Origin of the sequence: Alteromonas sp. K632G (assembly GCF_017653625.1) — a bacterium.
GTDB classification, from domain to species: Bacteria; Pseudomonadota; Gammaproteobacteria; order Enterobacterales; family Alteromonadaceae; genus Alteromonas; species Alteromonas naphthalenivorans.
Genome location: NZ_JAGGDM010000014.1, coordinates 109,633 through 128,208, shown reverse-complemented (window position 1 = coordinate 128,208; position 18,576 = coordinate 109,633). Strand labels below are relative to the sequence as shown.

General features: G+C 44.2%; 17 protein-coding genes. 8 read left to right on the top strand and 9 right to left on the bottom strand.

Features of this window, described 5'->3' with window-relative positions; genetic code table 11:
* Positions 1–8: 8 nt before the first annotated feature.
* The 3 genes from J5X92_RS14540 to J5X92_RS14530 form a co-directional block, all read right to left on the bottom strand.
* Positions 9–623, bottom strand: a complete 615-nt coding sequence (locus J5X92_RS14540; protein ID WP_013784830.1) for an ABC-type transport auxiliary lipoprotein family protein — start codon at positions 621–623, stop codon at positions 9–11.
* Positions 624–747: 124 nt separating this feature from the next.
* On the bottom strand, positions 748–2,382 hold the full coding sequence (gene pqiB, locus J5X92_RS14535; protein ID WP_013784829.1) for an intermembrane transport protein PqiB: 1,635 nt from the start codon (positions 2,380–2,382) through the stop codon (positions 748–750).
* Positions 2,379–3,521, bottom strand: coding sequence for a paraquat-inducible protein A (locus tag J5X92_RS14530; protein ID WP_083820155.1), 1,143 nt, complete (start codon positions 3,519–3,521; stop codon positions 2,379–2,381). The genes pqiB and J5X92_RS14530 overlap by 4 nt, the downstream gene beginning before the upstream one ends.
* Positions 3,522–3,723: 202 nt before the next feature.
* Here J5X92_RS14530 and J5X92_RS14525 point away from each other — a divergent pair, with 202 nt between their 5' ends.
* Positions 3,724–4,854, top strand: coding sequence for a hypothetical protein (locus J5X92_RS14525; protein ID WP_013784827.1), 1,131 nt, complete (start codon positions 3,724–3,726; stop codon positions 4,852–4,854).
* A 98-nt stretch (positions 4,855–4,952) separates the two neighbouring features.
* Here J5X92_RS14525 and asnS read toward each other — a convergent pair whose 3' ends face one another.
* Entirely contained in the window at positions 4,953–6,350 is a 1,398-nt protein-coding gene (gene asnS, locus J5X92_RS14520) for an asparagine--tRNA ligase (RefSeq protein ID WP_013784826.1), read from the bottom strand.
* Between the two features lie 292 nt (positions 6,351–6,642).
* Here asnS and J5X92_RS14515 point away from each other — a divergent pair, with 292 nt between their 5' ends.
* Positions 6,643–7,038 carry a hypothetical protein gene (locus J5X92_RS14515; protein ID WP_013784825.1) on the top strand — a complete coding sequence of 132 codons (396 nt, stop codon included), beginning with the start codon at positions 6,643–6,645 and terminating at the stop codon, positions 7,036–7,038.
* Here J5X92_RS14515 and J5X92_RS14510 read toward each other — a convergent pair.
* Positions 7,031–7,999 carry a calcium/sodium antiporter gene (locus J5X92_RS14510; RefSeq protein ID WP_208806005.1) on the bottom strand — a complete coding sequence of 323 codons (969 nt, stop codon included), beginning with the start codon at positions 7,997–7,999 and terminating at the stop codon, positions 7,031–7,033. The two genes, J5X92_RS14515 and J5X92_RS14510, sit on opposite strands and share 8 nt — an antisense overlap.
* Before the next feature lie 387 nt (positions 8,000–8,386).
* On the opposite strand from J5X92_RS14510, the gene J5X92_RS14505 reads away from it, so the two are divergent.
* Positions 8,387–9,886, top strand: a complete 1,500-nt coding sequence (locus J5X92_RS14505) for a RimK family protein (protein ID WP_208806004.1) — start codon at positions 8,387–8,389, stop codon at positions 9,884–9,886.
* 2 nt (positions 9,887–9,888) lie between these two features.
* Entirely contained in the window at positions 9,889–11,100 is a 1,212-nt protein-coding gene (locus tag J5X92_RS14500; protein ID WP_208806003.1) for a GNAT family N-acetyltransferase/peptidase C39 family protein, read from the top strand.
* 197 nt (positions 11,101–11,297) lie between these two features.
* Here J5X92_RS14500 and J5X92_RS14495 read toward each other — a convergent pair whose 3' ends face one another.
* The 3 genes from J5X92_RS14495 to bioA all read right to left on the bottom strand — a co-directional run bounded on the left by J5X92_RS14495 (position 11,298) and on the right by bioA (position 13,671).
* A complete protein-coding gene (locus tag J5X92_RS14495; RefSeq protein ID WP_013784821.1) occupies positions 11,298–11,579 on the bottom strand; it encodes a hypothetical protein in 282 nt (93 codons plus the stop codon).
* 173 nt (positions 11,580–11,752) lie between these two features.
* On the bottom strand, positions 11,753–12,274 hold the full coding sequence (locus J5X92_RS14490) for a DUF2937 family protein (RefSeq protein ID WP_208806002.1): 522 nt from the start codon (positions 12,272–12,274) through the stop codon (positions 11,753–11,755).
* A 119-nt stretch (positions 12,275–12,393) separates the two neighbouring features.
* Entirely contained in the window at positions 12,394–13,671 is a 1,278-nt protein-coding gene (bioA, locus tag J5X92_RS14485; protein ID WP_208806001.1) for an adenosylmethionine--8-amino-7-oxononanoate transaminase, read from the bottom strand.
* Between the two features lie 98 nt (positions 13,672–13,769).
* Here bioA and bioB point away from each other — a divergent pair, with 98 nt between their 5' ends.
* Genes bioB through bioD form a run of 4 tightly spaced genes read left to right on the top strand, consistent with a single transcriptional unit; the run spans position 13,770 to position 17,837 of the window.
* Positions 13,770–14,888, top strand: coding sequence for a biotin synthase BioB (bioB, locus tag J5X92_RS14480; RefSeq protein ID WP_013784818.1), 1,119 nt, complete (start codon positions 13,770–13,772; stop codon positions 14,886–14,888).
* A complete protein-coding gene (locus tag J5X92_RS14475; protein WP_208806000.1) occupies positions 14,888–16,273 on the top strand; it encodes an 8-amino-7-oxononanoate synthase in 1,386 nt (461 codons plus the stop codon). The genes bioB and J5X92_RS14475 overlap by 1 nt, the downstream gene beginning before the upstream one ends.
* The gene (locus tag J5X92_RS14470; protein ID WP_208805999.1) at positions 16,270–17,169 is read left to right on the top strand and encodes a methyltransferase domain-containing protein; all 900 of its coding nucleotides are present in this window, start codon (positions 16,270–16,272) and stop codon (positions 17,167–17,169) included. The genes J5X92_RS14475 and J5X92_RS14470 overlap by 4 nt, the downstream gene beginning before the upstream one ends.
* Positions 17,166–17,837, top strand: a complete 672-nt coding sequence (bioD, locus tag J5X92_RS14465) for a dethiobiotin synthase (protein WP_013784815.1) — start codon at positions 17,166–17,168, stop codon at positions 17,835–17,837. Before J5X92_RS14470 ends, bioD begins: the two co-directional genes overlap by 4 nt.
* Here the strand turns inward: bioD and pepE are convergent.
* Entirely contained in the window at positions 17,808–18,530 is a 723-nt protein-coding gene (gene pepE, locus J5X92_RS14460) for a dipeptidase PepE (protein ID WP_126873951.1), read from the bottom strand. The genes bioD and pepE overlap by 30 nt on opposite strands.
* Between the last annotated feature and the right edge of the window lie 46 nt (positions 18,531–18,576).

Sequence of the window (18,576 nt, the reverse complement as noted above, 5' to 3'; positions counted from 1 at the left end):
AAATAGGGTTATCCCTTTGTGACTTCGCTAGCGATATTTTCCGCCAAGGCATGAATAGCTTCTCGCATCACTTCGATACTTGCAGGGAATCCATCAACTGCAAGGGGGAGTGTGTACTCAAAATCCGTTGCTGACTGCGATTCGTCGATATGTTTTACAGTGTATTGACCGCTCAGAATAATATCGCCTTGCCATGTCGCGATAAAGTCGTCTATCTGTAGGGTTAAATAGTCATTAGCCTCTTTTGCATTCATATTGTGGGTAACTAACATTACACCTTGGGAGCGCAACGATGCTTTTAATGACTTAGTAATACCCTCATCAAGTGGCTCGGCCCAAAGGTGATCAGTCGCGATATGTAAACTGGTAGAGCTGGTTTGATAAACAAGGCCACGCTGTTTTAGATAGTCGGGAAGGATAATCTTATTTATTAATAAACGATGGGGGGGAGTTTCATACTCATTTGCAAAAGACGAAGTCGTTGAATGTAGCAAGTAATATTGCAGTGCGCTGCCAGATGAAGCACAGCCTACTAGTGAAGCGCCAAGAAAAGCAGCGAAAATTAATCTTGCTCTAATAACTTTGCAAACCAGCGCATTCCTATTGTTAATAAAAGTGTTCATTATTATCCTTACAGTACATAGATAGCGCTTAGCTCAGCCGCTTCTAGGTTGGCATTTACTTGCCCACGCAAACCCAGAAGCCTTATACGTATTTTAGTTCTTAGTTGACTAAGTTTCTACTTCGCTAATTTTTCGCTTTTGGTTCAATACCAGAGCTATTGCTATCAGTAAAAATTAAGCTATTCGGTGACTGATTCAGCTTTAATAACAAAGGCTGAAGATTACGCATAGTATCTTGCATAGTATCTACCGTTTCTTTGATTTCAGACTGGCTCAAGCCCCCTTCGCTGTAGTTTTTTAACAAGCTGTCTAAGCTTATCAATACTTGATTTAAGTTAGTGTTAAGCAGCTCTGTATCTACATTTTCAATAAGCAAATCAAAGTCATCACTCGCCGTTTCAACAGACTGCGCAGCCAGTTTCATATCTTCCACGGCCAATAATACGTTTGATACCATGTCACCCAAAGGCAGTTGATTTATCTTGTCTAAAATCGCATCTGCTTTTTGCGTAATTTGCGTAAACTCGTTAGATACAGTTGGGATCACTTCGTAACCGTTCAGCACCGCTATTTCATCACTGTCGTCAGGTTTTGAAACGTGCTGTAAGTCTACAAAAAGACCACCGGTGAGTACATTACCCATTCGGAGGGTAGCCCTTAAATCTTTACGAAGCCAATTGCGTATGGTTTGTTTGATGGCATTCAAGCCTTCTTCTGTGTCCGGCTGTCTGACTTTTCCAGGGTAGATGTTAATAATGACGGGGATGGGATAATCCCGTTCAAGTATGTTGCCTTCCACGGCAGGAAACGAGTTAATAGCCGTTACATTACCGATTTCAATACCTCGGTATTCAACGGGGGCGCCTACGGTAAGCCCACGAACACTTTCATCAACTAAAAGCACATACTCGGCGGTAAGCTTGTACCGTGCATTGGAGGCAGTAGCAATATCGCCGTAAATAGTAAAAAACGCGTTCTCTACCACTTGCTCACCAATTTGAACCCCTTCAGGTACACCAAAGGTAATACCGTTGGCTAACAGGGTTTCTAAACTGCCGGTTTCCATTTTTACGCCGCTTGATTCAAGCTTAAGCTTTACGCCGCTCACATCCCAAAAACGCGTATTCTCGGTAACAAGCTTATGGTAGGGGGCTTCAATAAACGCATCGTAGTACACCACACGTTCTTCAATATTAAAGACCGCATCTTCAAACTCACCGACTTTGAAGCCTTTGTAAATGATGGGGTCGCCTGGTTTATAAGCAAACTCATCATCGCTTTGCAGAATGACGTGTAATCCAGGTGTGCCAGCAGGTGTTACCGGAGGGCGCTCGAGGGCGATAAAATTGAGCTGTTCTTTACCGCTGTCATTCGCAGCCATGGCGATATAACTACCAGAGAGTAAGGTGTTTAGACCGGACACTTCTGAAAAACTAATTCGCGGGGCCACCACCCAAAATTCACTTTTATCGGTAAGTAGGTGAGATGCATTGGCATCGATGCGCGCAGTTACTAATACACCGTCCAAGTTAGGCTTAAGCGTAATTTTTTTCACTTGCCCCACATCTAAATCCCGCACTTTGATTGGGGTTTTGTTAACTTCAATGCCAGTGGCAGATTGTAACTCTATGGTGATTAGAGGCCCTTGGTTTTTCCATTGTTGATAAACCATCCAGCCACCAACCACGACTACTAATATGGGAATGATCCATATACGAGAGATTGATTTTGTGGACGTAACTTTTGCCTCTTCTGTCATGGTAGTTGTTTCCAATGCTGCCAAATTAACCGTGAATCAAATGTCATCGCGGCTATCATCGTAGTAAAGACCACCGCGCAAAACGCAAGCGCTGCGGGGCCAGGGAAAATAGAAAGTGTATTACCCATTTGAATCAATGCAACCAATACCGCGACAACGAAAACATCAATCATAGACCAGCGTCCAATTGCTTCGGTGATGCGGTAATAGCGAATGCGTAATTGTGTAGAGCCTGTTCGGCCCAGTTGAACACTTAGATTCAACCAACACAGAATGATAATTTTAGCGACTGGTACCACTACGCTGGCCACTAAAATAATAATGGCGATGGGGTAGGAGCCCCCCTCCCACAGCGTGATCACGCCGCCTATAATGGTATTTGGGGTTTCTTGACCAAAAAATTCAGTTCGCATGATAGGTAATACGTTAGCGGGGATATACAAAATAGTTGATGTAAGTAGCAGCGCCCAAGTGCGTTGTATACTGCCACTGGCTTGTTTTTCTTCTAAAGGTTTTGGCGGTGGTAAGTTGCCTTCGTGCAGCCACAACGCAAACCCTGTACTGTCAAAGTTCGACATAGAAAGAGCCATAAATGCGGTAAAACCAATAAAAGCGTAAAAAGACATACCAATAGCTACATCGGCGAGTTCGGAGACTTTTATCAAACTAACTAATGTTCCAACTAAGAATATCTCGGCCATACTCCACGGTAGCAAGGCTCTTACCCAATAAAACATTCGCTTAATAAATGGGGTTCTTGCATTGTTTAAATGTGCTAACCCAAGGGTAATAAAACCTAAAAGCACCATGCCGGGTAAAATTAACGTCGCTAATCCGGTAATAATAGCCAACGATAAATAGTCATTTTCCATTAAAACAGAAAGACCACCGGGAAGATCGATACTATGCTTCTGACCACTTGATTTAAAAGTCAAAAAGTTAAAAGGTAGGGATAGGGCCAAGAACACAAACGCACTTATTGAAAACGCCAAAAGCCGCTCGCTCGCATTTCTCTTAAATGTGAGCAAGGTATGATGGCATCGAGGGCATACTGCCCGTTCTCGATGATTCAATTCTGGCAATACAACGCGATGATGGCATTGTTCGCAAACGAGGGTTAACCTATTACCTTCAGCCATAGGGGTAAGAAAACGACTACCTTATTTTAAATGGAAACATCGAACTGTAGATCCAAGCCTTAGAGCCGGAATGTATACCCAAACTATAAAAACGACGGTTAAACCGTTGAATTGTAATTGTTAACAGAATAGCGTATTCCACGGTTAGCGGGAAGCTTCGCTGAGAAGTACAACTAAAAATAATCACAACATAAGACATTACATGAACATAAAAATTCAAATCCAGCGCCGCTTTGGGGTATTTAAGCGCGTAATCGAGCGTGGCTTACTAAAACGATCTTCAAGGGGAACAACGTTTTGGAAAAGCCTGAATTTGGCGCAGCGTTGTTATGCTGCTGCAACCTTGGTGTATTTTAGTGTACTGTTTTTCGATATTCAGGGTGTTTTCTTTAACATCGTAATTGGCGCATTGGTGACGATTGCCATTCTTCATGAATTCTGGCCAAGGTTCATGGTGGTATGGAATAGCTTACCAGGTAAAGCTTTGATCCTTTTCATTTATGCTGTAATCGCCAATTTTGCGTTGGCTTCGGCAAGTGGATTAGTGAATAGCGTTTCGGGTGTCAGCGCAGCATCACTGCCTTACAGTCATAATTTCGCCATTATCCTCATGCTACCAAGCTGGTTTTTTATCACCACGCTCTTAGCGCTGGTACTTGTTCAATTAGTCATGCCGCTGTACTTAATTGCATTACTGCTGCTAAAGCCTTTTGGCGTTCATGGCTTATGGCATGCGCCAGACTACCGGTTTGTGTTCACCACTGCTTTAGTCCGCTACGTATGGACGATATTGATATTGGTAAAGGTGTTAGAAGTGTCGATGGAATCGGGGGTGGTGAGCTTTTTCTCAGACACGCCCTCTGAAGTCGTGTCGACCAGCTCTGAAGTTGAAGATAAAGGTGTGAATGATGCCCAAATCGGCAACGCAAAAAAAACGGTTAGGTTGGCTGACGCTGCTAATAATTTAAAAGGGCTGATTGAGGCGGAATTTGAAGCTGAGCGTAAATCTTCTGCAGTTCTCGAAGCCGATTCAAAAGCATTACCAGATGCTACCTCGCCAGGCTCAACCGAAGATGAAAAAGTGGTTAGCTTTGACCTTGCTGCTCAAAGTGCTAAGTTTCGACTTATGCAGATGCAATTGCTTGCTGAGTTTATCTTCCATTATGAAGCTGATGAGTTCTCTCGCTGCGCTAACCCCGAAGGTACACGAGTTGTGGAATTGAACGACTATGAAATTTTAACTATCAGCCTTTTAGAAAATAATGATATTGGCTATTCCTATACGGTAATACCGTGTCGCTCAGCAGCGATTGGCAATGGCATAACGCCTTAATAAAATAGCGTGAAGTGATGAGTGGTAAGAAACGCTGACTGCAGAAAACAAAAAGCCAGCACAAGGTGCTGGCTTTACATAAACAAGATTTCCGACATTTAGAAGCTTGCGTTACCTGGTGTACGTGGGAATGGAATAACATCACGTACGTTTTGCATACCAGTCACATAAGCAACCAAGCGCTCGAAACCTAGTCCGAAACCAGAATGAGGTACGGTGCCATAACGGCGAAGGTCGCGATACCAAGCGTAGTCTTCTTTCGACAATTCCATTTCTTCCAAACGGGCATCGAAAACATCAAGACGTTCTTCACGCTGCGAACCACCAATAATTTCACCAATACCTGGTGCAAGGACGTCCATAGCTGCAACGGTTTTACCGTCGTCGTTAATACGCATATAGAATGCTTTAATATCCTTAGGATAGTTTTGCATAATGATAGGCGCGCCAACATGTTCTTCGGCTAAATAGCGCTCATGCTCAGAAGATAAATCAATTCCCCATTCAACAGGGAATTCGAACGTCTTTTTGCAGTTTTGTAGAATGTCGATAGCGTCTGTGTAGTCCATGCGAACAAAGTCAGAACTCACTAGCTTTTCTAAGCGTTCAACGGCATCTTTTTTAATGCGCTGAGCAAAGAAGTTCATGTCATCTGGCAGCTCTTCAAGTACGGCTTTACATACATATTTCAGCATATCTTCAGCTAACTGAGCAATATCGCTCAAATCAGCAAAAGCGACTTCCGGCTCAATCATCCAAAATTCAGCCAAGTGGCGAGATGTGTTCGAGTTTTCTGCGCGGAAAGTAGGCCCAAAGGTATAAACCTTAGACATAGCTGTACAGTAAGTTTCAACGTTCAACTGACCCGAAACGGTAAGGTAAGTTTCTTTACCGAAGAAATCTTCTGAGTAATCAACGTTACCTTTGTCGTCTAGTGGTAAGTTCATCATATCTAATGTAGATACGCGGAACATTTCACCAGCGCCTTCTGTGTCACTTGCGGTTAAAATTGGGGTTGATACCCAAAAGTGGCCGCGTTCGTGGAAGAAGCGATGAATGGCCTGTGATAAGCAGTTACGCACACGGGTTACCGCACCAATTACGTTAGTACGAGGGCGCAAGTGAGCGTACTCTCTCAAATACTCGATACTGTGACGCTTAGCTGACATTGGGTAGGTATCTGGGTTTTCTACCCAGCCTAATACCTCAACCTCAGTTGCTTCAATTTCTACCGATTGGCCTTGGCCTTGGGATGCTTTTACCACACCCGTTACCGATAGTGAGCAACTTGCTGTTAAACGCTGTACGTCAGCGTAATTTGACAGAGAACTCAGTGCTACCACTTGAATAGGGTCAAAGCAACTACCATCGTGTAGTGCTATAAAAGATAACCCAGCCTTAGAGTCGCGGCGTGTTCTTACCCAACCTTTAACGGTTACCGATTCGCCAACTGCGTACTTACCTTTAAGCACGTCGACAACGGGCGCATGCGTCATGTTAATTTCTCCGTCTCACTGATTTATGCTGTTTTGTGTCATTATCCACACGCAACAACAATGTGCATTTGCACTAATAATGGTTTTTACGTCAATCTTTTGGATTTTTTGCCGATAATTCAGCATGTTTTAGAATTTTCATCCTGAAAAAGCGAGATAGCACTTAGTCATTTTAAAAACGCGAGAATGGCGTTTACAAGAGGACTAAAAATAAATACCGCTAATAACGCATAATCCAATAGCACGCTAGTATACTCAACCTAAAGCGGGATGCCAGAGAACAGAGTGACAAATGGGAAATAAATATAATCCGTACGGTGTTGAAGAGCGACGTTCAAGACCTAGAACCGAAACGAATTTCTTTCGCGTGATGCTGGCCCTGAATGTACTAGGATGGTTAGCATTGGTCGTAACCCTGGTTCTATTTCACTTCGCGCGCCCCGATTTCATCAGTGGTGTTCAAGAATATTGGGGCATTGAAGGCGACACAGGTTGGTCGGCTGAATATGTGAAAGCCATGCAAATTATGCTGCAAGTGTGTTTGTTGGTGAGCTTGGTGAGTATTGTAATGCGCGCCCGCCGAAGCAGGCGACAGGGCGATCAATTCGGTTTTAATTTGTTCGTATTGGCCAGCATAGCTGTTATTAGCCTTATTACACTGGCCACTACTATGGGAGCCGCTACATAAAGGCGATACTAATAAGCCAATAGGTGTAAATGGCGTAAGCTGCCACAAATGCGCCCCCTTCTACTCGATTTAAGCGCCCTTGGCGCTTGTAGCCAATGCAAAATACAAACAGTGCTACGGTGGCTGCTAGCATCACCACTACATCGCGATACAAGAAATCGGCACTGACCGACATAGGCTGAATAGTACCTGCAATACCCACAACAGCTAACGTATTAAACATATTCGAGCCAATAACATTACCTATGGCTAAGTCATGCTCACCTTTTTTCACCGCTATTAAAGAGGAGGCGAGTTCAGGTAACGAAGTACCAATCGCAATAACAGTTAAGCCAATGATGGTATCGCTAACACCAAAGTAGGTAGCTACTTCAACAGCCCCCCAAACCAGCATGCGAGAGCTTGCCACTAATAGCAGTAGGCCTGTAATTAACCAAATTATATGGGTTTTAATAGTACCTTCTGAGGCATTGATTTCCTCGCTGTATTCATCGGCGAGTTTATCTTTACTGCCTTGCATACCGTGCCAAATACTCCAAGAAATAAGCAATACAAACAGGCCTAGTAATGAGAAAGCATCATCCTTTGATACCGTTTGGTCTAGCACCTGCCAAGAGGCAAAAAAGGTAATGCCCAGTAGTACCGGAATTTCCTTTTTAATAATGTTCGATTTAACCGCTATAGGGCTGATAAGCGCGGTTAATCCTAAAATAAGCAGTATGTTAGCGATGTTTGAGCCGTAGGCATTACCAAGCGCAATACCTGAGTTGCCCTGAATGGCTGCGAAGATTGAAACAATGATTTCAGGGGCTGACGTTCCAAAACCAATAATGAGCATACCAATAAGAAGTGGAGATACGCCAAAGTGATTGGCAACAGATGCTGCGCCACCTACAAATTTACCTGCACTCCATAGCAAAACCGGTAGCCCAATAAGAATGGCTAAACTGGCTAATAACATACAATCTCCTAGTTATTCTACTGAACTCTTTTTACTGAACTCGTTTTACTGAAAATCTATGACAGAGCTCTTTTTAAGAACACTGCTTAACTGTTAATAATATACATCACGGTACGAGCTAGAATTGAAGATTTACCTTAATTTATACTCGTGTTGGGCAAAAATTTTAGCCCAATTAGAAACCTTTAACGCGGGAATATCTACCCAATTCTTTGGATTAGTTTTCGTTGTCTTTACGATGAAAAAAAGCCGTGCTCAATTCACTTTGCAATTTTCACTTTCGGCGTAAACTCAGCGCCATTCTTACTCCAGTGGTGGCGAATATTACGTTCAAATATCACATCACTCGAATTGTAACTTACTTAATATTATTTAGAAGCGAATTACATGCACAATACGTTGATTGTGGCTGACGATGTTGCGCCATTTAGCGAAACAGCGTTATCGGTACTTACTTTTCAAGATTACTTGGCGGAGTTTCCGAAACTTAATGAACCAAAAATACGGGTGATAAACCTGTGTGATACTACCCGCTATTTAAGCCAAGGGTACTATTGTTCATTGCTAGCGCAGGCACGTAACCATTTAGTATTGCCCGGTGTAAATACCATTAACGACCTACGACTAGCAGAAGCACGCAGTGTGGATAGGCTGCCTTTTGCATTGTCGCTACCCGTGGATGAAATTGACATTCCTACTGCACCTTTATTAGTACTTTTTGGTGAAGTTAAAGATCAGCGTTTCAAGCGTGTCGCCCGTCAAGCGTTTGAAAAATATCCGTGTCCAATTTTGCTACTTACCCTGTCGGTATCTGATTCCCGTGCAGACAAAAAGGAAGGTAAAAAAGTAAGTGGTAAACATAATGTGGTTGGCTTTGCTGATATTGCTGCGAAGCCGTTTACCGCGCTAGACAGTAAACAACAGCAACAGTGTATTGCACAGTTAGAAAACTACACTACGAAACAGTGGCGTGCTTCTAAAGTAAGTAAGCGCACTCGTTGGGACATGGCTATTTTAGTTAACCCTGATGAGTCGACGCCTCCTAGCGATGAAAGAGCCATTCGTCACTTTGTAAAAGCGGCTGAGAAGGTGGGTTTTAGAGCTGATGTGGTTTCACGTTTGTCGCCTGAAGATTTGGGGCACTATGATGCGTTATTTATTCGTGAAACTACGGCGATAGACCATCATACCTACCGTTTAGCCAGAGCGGCTGAGCGAGAAGGGGTGATAGTGATGGATGATACCCAGTCTATATTGCGCTGTTGCAATAAAGTGTTTTTACAAGATGCGTTTACTTATCAAAAAGTACCGGCACCGAAAGCCACCTTTGTGTCGAATTCAGATGATGAAACCTGCGATAAGCTTATTGAAGAATTCGGCTTACCTTTGGTATTGAAGTTGCCAGAAAGTTCGTTTTCAAGGGGGGTTCACAAAGCAGAAAGCCGCGATGTGTTAAAAGCCCGATTAGTCGAGATGTTAGCAGAATCTGCCTTAGTACTGGTTCAAGAATATATTTTTACCGAGTTTGATTGGCGTATTGGTATGTTGGGCGGTAAGCCGATTTACGCGTGTCAGTATTTTATGGCGCGAAATCACTGGCAAATTTATCACCATCAAGGCGAGCGTTTTTCATCCGGTGGCTTTACCACTATGCCAACCTTTGAAGTACCGAAGCCGGTATTGCAGGCAGCAATTAAAGCAGCAAAGGTTGTGGGTGATGGTTTATACGGTGTAGACATCAAGCATTCGGGCAATCAGGTATACGTGATTGAAGTAAACGACAACCCGAGCATAGATGCTGGAGTGGAAGATAAGTATTTAGGCAAAGCCTTGTATGAGTTAGTTATGCAAGAATTTGCTGACAGACTAGAGCGGCGAGGGCGATAAGCATGAACAATGCACTTGCGCCTGAATATAATAAACTTGCACCTGAACATAAAGGTGGGGATGAAGCTGAAAAGAATGCCGCTAACAATGTTCAATTGAGAAAAGCCACGTTAGATGATGTGAAACAAATACAACACATTGAAAATACATGCTTTAAAAGCGATAAGCTGAATGTCCGTCGTTTTCGTTTTTACGTTACGGCCAAACATGCTGAATTTTATATTGCCGAGCATCACACCGCACAAGGAGTTACTCTAGCGGGTTATGGATTACTGTTGCTGCGCAGAGGAACACAACTTACTCGGTTGTATTCCATTGCGGTGTTGCCCGAAGCCCGTGGTTTAGGAATCGCTGAAAAGTTGATAGCGAGACTAGGGGAGCAGGCGTTAGCCAGGGGAAAGCGCTTTATGCGCCTGGAAGTGTCTGCAGACAATAAGGACGCTATTTCACTTTACCAACGGCTAGGCTTTAAACAGTTCGGTATGTACGTTGATTACTACGACGATCATTCAAATGCCTTGCGTATGCAGAAGGTACTGGTGACATCGAAAGCCATGTCTCACGCTATATACCCTTGGTATCAGCAAACGACTGAATTTACCTGTGGGCCATCGGCACTGATGATGGCCATGTGTTCGTTGCAAAATAACTATGGAATGAACCAGCAAAAAGAATTGGCGATTTGGCGTACGGCGACCACAATATTTATGACGTCAGGTCATGGCGGTTGCCACCCTATTGGATTGGCGCTAGCGGCACAATTGGAAGGGTTTACGGCAGAAGTTCTGATTAACCAGCCTTTGCCATTGTTTGTAGATGGCGTAAGAAGTGAGCATAAAAAGCATATTGTTGGGCAAGTAGAAGCTGACTTTTTGCTTCAAGCACAAAAAAGCAATATGGCTATTGCTACTGAAGAGTGGCGGGTTGATGTTATAGAACAGGCCCTAGATGCTGGTAAAGCAGTGGTGTGCTTAATAAGCACCTATGCATTTGATAAGAAAAAAGCACCACATTGGGTGGCTATTACCAGTTACGATGAACAATGCTTTTACTTGCACGATCCCGATGCTGACGAAGGCAATAGTCAAAACGAAAGTCAGCGTGTTGAATTTCAACACATTCCGGTGGCAAGAGACGACTTTGTTCGCTTAGCCAGTTACGGTACACGCAAAGTGCGTACGTTAGTGCTATTGTCTACAAAAGCTGCTACGTAAATAACCGGTATATTAAGTACTAATTTCTAAAGCCTTATGTAGCTACAAAGGTATGCCCAATAGCCAAGATTGCTTCAATAATAAAAGGCGCAGTTGTTTTCACAACACTAAGAAACAAAAACTAAGGTAGAGCCTAAAAGCCTTTGTTTGAGAACCTTTGTTTGAGAAGCTTGAGTTAGAAAATAGCAGCGCCTTTGTTAGTGCTTAACCTGCGCAATCGTAACTTCTTCATTTAGCGCGTTCAAGCGGCTAACTAAACCTGATAATTCCTTAACTGAACCAGAGTAGGCAAGTTGCTTGCTGGTATGTTGACCTTTCACCGCAGATTTAAAAATGGCTGTGCTTTCGAAGCAGGCTGTTTTCTTATCAAGTGCGTTCCATTCAGTCTGTAACTCGTTAGGGATGCAATGACGTTTTGCACTAATTTTGTCTTTTATTTGCAACACTTTCCCAATAAGTAATTGTGCGTCAGTAGGCATAATTATTCTTCCTTACTATTTAACTAACTATAATACTTGCGTTTTTTTGTTTTTTTCGTGGGTTATTCACGGGTATACAAGAAAACTCGTATTAAGGTTGTTGCATGGAAAGTGCCAAATTTGCATAGAAATTATTCAAAGCGCTTTTTGCGGCTACAGAGCGGCTCAGCGAGTTAGCGATAGCTGGCGTGCTGAGGCTTGTGCTTCAAGTGCCTGACTTGGCAGTAACAAAGGTAAGGGCTCCACAATAATAAATTAATCAGTAAAGCGGTAATAAAGCTGAAAATAATGGAAGATGGCGTAAGTGGCACTGACGGGCTGAAATTGCCCAACACTTTTTGCAGCGTAGACGCGTTTGAGGGAGTGGCCATATACCAAGCTTTTTCATAATAATGGCCGTGCTCTAGGGTCTTGATCCCTTGTTCTATATGGCTGAGCTTGGTGAAAAGTGCTGATTTACGTTCAGCATCTGCCCTTACCACAGCTTCGCTGTTTTGCTTTAGCGCACTTAACATTGCGCCTACTGATGAATAGCCGTGTTGCTCCGCCAATGCAGACATGGCAGAGACCTCTTCACGGGTGGCATCGTAATAGCCGCTCAAATACTGGCGATAGTGATCGGCTAAAATTGGCACTTGTAGGGCTGCAACAAACAGTGTTGCAAAAACGACTTTATCAAAAATGCGTATGAACATATAAGTGACTGACCTGACGTTATTTTTCAGCGATTAAAAGCATATAAATTTTGTTAAACCAGTCATGACAACCCTGAACTTTTACCCCTATATTTCACCTTAGTTTTTAACCTTTTAAGTCACCTTACTGTCTGGCTTAAATAGGTGTAAATAGCATGGGTGAGTTTGCTGAGCTGGTCTGAACTAATAATGTATGGAGGCATAATGTATACCAGCTTACCGAAAGGCCTTATCCATACGCCTTGCTTTACAAAATGACGCTGAATATCGGCCACGTTCACCGGGTGAACAGCTTCAACCACACCTATCGCACCTAGTACTCTTACATCGGCTACAGAAGGTAAATTGGCACATTTTGACAGTTCAGTGTGTAATTGTTTCTCAATAGCCGGGATTTGTTGCTGCCAGTGATTTTCGTTTATCAATGACAAGCTAGCATTAGCTACGGCGCAGGCAAGTGGGTTACCCATATAAGTGGGGCCGTGCATGAATACGCCAGGTGAGCCTTGGCAAACACCTAATGCAACATCTTCAGTACATAAGGTGGCTGCTAGGGTCATGTAACCGCCAGTAATAGCTTTTCCTAAACACATAATGTCTGGCGAAATGCCAGCATGTTCACAGGCGAATAGCTTGCCTGTTCGTCCAAATCCAGTCGCAATTTCATCGCAAATCAATAGCACGTCGTAATTATCACAAAGTTGCCTACAGCGTTTTAAATATTCAGGGTGATAAATACGCATACCGCCCGCACCTTGAACAACGGGCTCGAGAATAAGCGCCGCCATTTCGTGATGATGTTTTTCGAACAGTTCAGCTAAAGGTAAAATATCGTCTTCACTGAACGTCTGACCGAAACGGGTTTGTGGAGCCGGGGCAAAAAGCTGTTTGCTTAATACACTCTCAAATAAACTGTGCATGCCGTTTACCGGATCGCATACCGACATGGCTGCAAACGTATCGCCATGATAACCATTGCGTGGCGCTACAATACGCGATTTTTCAGGGCGGCCTTGGCAGGCCCAATATTGGATAGCCATTTTGATAGCTACTTCTACCGAGACTGAGCCAGAATCGGCTAAAAAGACCCGCTCAAGACCATCCGGCACCATGTCTAGTAGCGTGCGGCATAAATCTACAGCTGGCTGGTGGGTAATGCCGCCAAACATTACATGGGAAAAAGCATCTATTTGGCTGTGCGCCGCTTGGTTTAGTACAGGGTGGTTGTAACCGTGAATAGCCGCCCACCAACTCGACATGCCATCAACTAAGACGTCGCCCGTTGAAAGCGTAAGTTCTGCCCCTTTAGCGCCAACCACTTCATAGCAAGGCAAAGGGTTGGTTGCTGACGTATAAGGATGCCAAATGTGTTTTTTATCAAAATCTATATTGTTCAAAATTCAACCGTTAGTAAATCTTTTGAAATGGTCAGAGTTGACAACTCGTGTTTGCAGCATAGACTAAGCCAGCATTCTTAATTAGTAAAGGACAGTCAATGACTCTGGCTTCAGCGCCTGACGCGCAAAATAATACAATTCGTCACGATTGGTCACAAGCCGAAGTAGAGGCGCTATATGCCTTGCCATTTAACGACTTGCTGTTTCAAGCGCAGGTAGTTCACAGACAACACTTCAATCCAAACGAAGTACAAGTAAGCACCTTGTTGTCGATTAAAACCGGTGCATGCCCGGAAGATTGTAAATATTGTCCGCAAAGCGCGCGTTACGATACCGGCTTAGAAAAAGAGCGCTTGCTTGAAATTGAAAAAGTGATTGAACGAGCAAAAGAAGCCAAGCAAGTAGGCTCTACCCGTTTTTGTATGGGGGCTGCGTGGCGAAACCCTCGTGACAGAGATATGCCTTATATTGTAAAAATGGTGGAAGAGGTTAAACAACTTGGCCTTGAAACCTGCATGACACTTGGCATGTTAACCCGCGACCAAGCGGTAGCGCTTAAACAGGCTGGTCTAGATTATTACAACCACAACCTTGATACCTCGCCTGAATACTACGGCGATATCATTACCACTCGTACCTATCAAGACAGGCTAAACACCCTTGAAAACGTACGCGCGGCAGGCATGAATGTGTGTTCTGGCGGTATTGTGGGTATGGGCGAAACCGCGGGCGACAGAGCTAGCTTATTGATTCAGTTGGCGAACTTGCCGGAACAACCGCAAAGTGTGCCAATTAACATGTTGGTTAAAGTAAAAGGTACGCCACTAGCCAGTTTAGAAGATTTAGATTATTTCGAGTTTATCCGCACCATCGCGGTAGCCCGTATTATGATGCCTAAATCTCATGTGCGTTTGTCGGCAGGCCGCGAGGCCATGAATGAACAGATGCAAGCACTATGCTTCATGGCCGGTGCAAACTCTATTTTCTATGGTTGCAAGTTACTGACTACGTCTAACCCCGACACGCACGAAGACGTTATCTTGTTTAAGAAGTTAGGTATAAACACCGAACGTACTCGCGATTTTTCTGATGAAGCACATCAGCAAGTATTAGAAGAAGAAATTGCACAGCAACAGGAGCAAGGCTCTGATGCTAGCGATTTATTTTACGATGCTAGTGCGCCGCGTAAACAAAAACAGCAGCCCGCGGAGGCATAATGGCCTTCGATTGGCTTGAAGCCCGCTTAGCCGAGCGGGCTCAGCAAGGTTACCTGCGCAAGCGGGTATGCCAGCAGTACGAAAAAGACAACATCATCTGCATTGACGGTGAGCACTATTTAAATTTTGCCAGCAATGATTATCTTGGCATGCGTCAACACGAAGGTGTGTTGCAAAGTTGGGTAGAAGGCTTGGCGCAATTTGGCGGTGGTAGCGGCGCGTCGCCCTTGGTAACGGGCCATACTCAAGCGCATTTAGCCCTTGAAGCGTACATTGCCGACGGCTTAAATCGAGACGCTGCGTTATTGTTCAATTCGGGTTTTGCGGCTAACCAAGCATTATGTATGGCGCTGTTTAATGGTACTCATCATCAAGGCGCTAATAATCAAAGTGCTAGTAATCAAAACCCAAGTGCCGCGGCCGGCAGTAAACATTCCGGTGAAATTTTTGCCGATCGGCTTATGCATGCGTCTTTCCTTGAAGGCGCTATGGCAACTAAGGCCAAGTTGCGTCGCTTTAGGCATAACGATTTAGCTCACCTATCCAATTTATTAGCTAATTTACAGAACAAGGCCGATACAACCAATAACAGTGACAAGCTAGTCGTCACTGAAGGTGTATTCAGTATGGACGGCGACAGTGCCCCATTGCAGGATATGGTGGCTATAGCAAAGCAAAACAAAGCATGGCTAATGGTAGACGATGCACATGGTATGGGTGTATTAGGTGAAAACGGGCTGGGCAGCATTGAAGCGCAGGCGTTATCTCAAACCGACGTACCTATAGTGATGGGGACGTTTGGCAAAGCCGTGGGAACCGCAGGTGCGTTTATAGCTGGAAGCCAAGCGCTCATTGATTACCTAGTTAATTTTGCCAAACATTATGTCTACTCCACTGCCATGCCGCCGGCCCAAGCAGTAGCAACATTGTATTCGTTAACCCATATTGCCGCTGATTCAAGTCGAACCGACGCGTTGAATCACAATATCGCGTATTTTCGTGAACGGTTTAGTGCCCAAATTGGCCATGATCAACATGGTGATTTAAAAAACGCAGACGAAATTGGACACACACTCCAATCTCCATTGGATAAAGCTCCGTTAAATAAAGACAAGCCAGGCAGAGCCACTTCAAATGTTCACCATGATTTAGTCTTGGCTAATTCACATAGCGCAATACAACCTATTATTGTAGGCAGCCCTGAGCGCGCTTTAGCATTAAGTGATGGCCTAAAAAGTCGAGGCATATGGATCCCTGCTATTCGCTACCCTACCGTACCAAAAGGGGAAGACCGATTGCGCATTACACTAAGCGCTACCCATACCCAGCAAGATATAGACGTACTTGTTGACGCTATTGCCCTTGCGATGGAGTCGATATCATGAGCCCGCAATCTTTAGCTAAACAAGCGCCACAGCCGCTTAAACAAGATTTATCTGAGCCGCTTTGCAAACAGGGCGCGGTTGCAGTGCATGCTGCTAGTCACTCCGATGGTTTATTAGACCCACAATCAGAAAGCGGTATAAGCGAAGCGGTGATCGCGAAGCAATTTTCAAAAGCCGCAAATAAGTACGATAACGAAGCGCATATTCAGTGCGAAATTGCGCAGGCAGGGTTAAACAACTTACCTATTTCTTTAAAAGGCGACTTACTTGATATTGGCTGTGCAACGGGAGCCCATAGTGACGAACTTCAGCAACGTGGCGCTAACGTCACCGGGGTAGATATTGCACCAGGCATGGTACACAGAGCACAAGCCCGCTTCCCTGATGTTAATTTCAAGCAGGGGTCGGCACAGTCTCTACCATTTCAAAATAGCTGCTTTAGTACGGTATTCTCCTCTATGGCATTGCAGTGGTGTAACAGCCCGCAAGCAGTGGCTAGCGAACTTTACCGCGTACTTAAGCCATCGGGCATGGCGGAAATTGCCATTATGGTGAGTGGTTCTTTTTCTGAGCTTCAAAAAGCGAGAAGTGTTGCCCAACTACCTGCTGCGGTAACACGTTTGCCCGAAGCTAGGTTGTGGCTTAATTCGTTTCTTGGGGCTGGGCTGCGGGTTAGCCGTCTTATTAATAAAGATTATGTTGATGAGCACCAAGATGTACTTTCTTTACTTCGTTCAATTAAAAACGTAGGGGCGGGGGCTACGGGCGCTAAACAGCAATCGCTGTCACGTAGTGATATTAAGAAATTGTCGTTGGCCTATAAAAATATTAGCGCTGTCGATGGCGTGCTACCCCTTACTTACAAAGTGTGTCATTTCAGACTAGAGAAACCATGAAGCAGTATTTCATTACCGGAACCGATACCGAAGTAGGTAAAACCTACGTTACTTGCCATCTACTAAAAGCCGCTGAAAGCGCGCAAAAAACGAGCTTAGGTTATAAACCTATTTCGGCAGGCTGTGAAAAAGTGGGAAACGACTGGGTAAACGAAGACGCATCTGAAATTCAGCAAGCAAGTAGTATTAAACTGCCTATTAGTTCTATCAATCCTATTACGTTTGTTCCGCCGATTGCGCCGCACATCGCAGCTAAAGAAGCGGGCGTAACATTAACCAGTGAAGCTGTGGTTGAAGGGCTAGTTCGCCTGCAACAAGAGACTCCAGATCTTTTGTTGATGGAAGGAGCGGGAGGTTGGCGATTACCGTTAACCGATACGCTGTTTCTTTCAGATGTGGTTAGCGACTTAAAAATGGACGTGATTTTAGTGGTGGGTATGAAGCTGGGCTGTTTAAACCATGCATTACTTACCGCGCAAGCAATTCAAAATGACGGGCTTAATATTGTAGGTTGGGTAGCTAACGATATCACCGGTTGTATGTCTAGATATGATGACAATTTAGCTACGCTTAAAAACGTTATGCCAGCACCGCTGCTGCTGGAAGTGCCATTTTCAAGCGCGCCAAGTACCGAAGCGCTACAAACTGCTATTCAAAAGCTCTGTTAAATTTTCATTTGGCGCGATTGGGCGCTTTTCGTTACCTAAAAATATAAACCCGCCTTTCTCACCCACCAGTGTTAATTGCTGCTTGGACAAAGAAAGAGCGGTACCTTCACGAATGGCTACCACGGGTGTGGTGGGGTTTAGCACCGTAAATTCAGCCAATCGCTGATCACGTGTTTCACCATTGTGCCCCGGCGGGTGATAATCGCTGTAGTGCGGATTCAACTGAAAAGGAACTACATTGAGCGCATTAAAGCTTTCTGGCTCAACAATTGGCATATCATTGGTTGTTCGAATGCTTTGCCCACAAATATTTGAGCCCGCACTCCAGCCAATATATGGCGTGCCTTCAGCAATGGCGTGCTGAAGTGGTTCCAATAAGTTTTGTTGGTATATAGTATGCATCAAATGGAAGGTATTTCCGCCGCCTACTACAATGGCTTGATTATTTGCCTTTGCATTATTAATAGCCTTTACAGGGTGATCAAAGGTATGAATCCCTGTCACATTACATTCTGGCAGGGCTGTTGCGACAGCTGAAACATAGTTGTCGTAGCTTTGTGTCACTGCTGCGTAGGGAATAAATAGTAGGTCGCGAATGCCACCTAAGTGTGCAAGAATAAGGCTTCTCGCATGTTCAAGGTACGCTTCGTCGCCCTGACGAGAACTACTTAACATTAATACATGTGCGGTCATTACTGCTCCACAATTTTTTTAAACGGCGTTATTTACGTGAAAGTTA

What these genes read in the sequence shown, in the direction of transcription:
- pepE (WP_126873951.1), bottom strand. Translation starts at nt 18,530, where the DNA reads ATGACCGCACATGTATTAATGTTAAGTAGTTCTCGTCAGGGCGACGAA.
- J5X92_RS14515 (WP_013784825.1), top strand. Translation starts at nt 6,643, where the DNA reads ATGGGAAATAAATATAATCCGTACGGTGTTGAAGAGCGACGTTCAAGA.
- bioB (WP_013784818.1), top strand. Translation starts at nt 13,770, where the DNA reads ATGACTCTGGCTTCAGCGCCTGACGCGCAAAATAATACAATTCGTCAC.
- bioD (WP_013784815.1), top strand. Translation starts at nt 17,166, where the DNA reads ATGAAGCAGTATTTCATTACCGGAACCGATACCGAAGTAGGTAAAACC.
- J5X92_RS14525 (WP_013784827.1), top strand. Translation starts at nt 3,724, where the DNA reads ATGAACATAAAAATTCAAATCCAGCGCCGCTTTGGGGTATTTAAGCGC.
- J5X92_RS14495 (WP_013784821.1), bottom strand. Translation starts at nt 11,579, where the DNA reads ATGCCTACTGACGCACAATTACTTATTGGGAAAGTGTTGCAAATAAAA.
- J5X92_RS14475 (WP_208806000.1), top strand. Translation starts at nt 14,888, where the DNA reads ATGGCCTTCGATTGGCTTGAAGCCCGCTTAGCCGAGCGGGCTCAGCAA.
- J5X92_RS14490 (WP_208806002.1), bottom strand. Translation starts at nt 12,274, where the DNA reads ATGTTCATACGCATTTTTGATAAAGTCGTTTTTGCAACACTGTTTGTT.
- J5X92_RS14540 (WP_013784830.1), bottom strand. Translation starts at nt 623, where the DNA reads ATGAACACTTTTATTAACAATAGGAATGCGCTGGTTTGCAAAGTTATT.
- pqiB (WP_013784829.1), bottom strand. Translation starts at nt 2,382, where the DNA reads ATGACAGAAGAGGCAAAAGTTACGTCCACAAAATCAATCTCTCGTATA.
- J5X92_RS14510 (WP_208806005.1), bottom strand. Translation starts at nt 7,999, where the DNA reads ATGTTATTAGCCAGTTTAGCCATTCTTATTGGGCTACCGGTTTTGCTA.
- J5X92_RS14470 (WP_208805999.1), top strand. Translation starts at nt 16,270, where the DNA reads ATGAGCCCGCAATCTTTAGCTAAACAAGCGCCACAGCCGCTTAAACAA.
- J5X92_RS14505 (WP_208806004.1), top strand. Translation starts at nt 8,387, where the DNA reads ATGCACAATACGTTGATTGTGGCTGACGATGTTGCGCCATTTAGCGAA.
- J5X92_RS14500 (WP_208806003.1), top strand. Translation starts at nt 9,889, where the DNA reads ATGAACAATGCACTTGCGCCTGAATATAATAAACTTGCACCTGAACAT.
- asnS (WP_013784826.1), bottom strand. Translation starts at nt 6,350, where the DNA reads ATGACGCATGCGCCCGTTGTCGACGTGCTTAAAGGTAAGTACGCAGTT.
- J5X92_RS14530 (WP_083820155.1), bottom strand. Translation starts at nt 3,521, where the DNA reads ATGGCTGAAGGTAATAGGTTAACCCTCGTTTGCGAACAATGCCATCAT.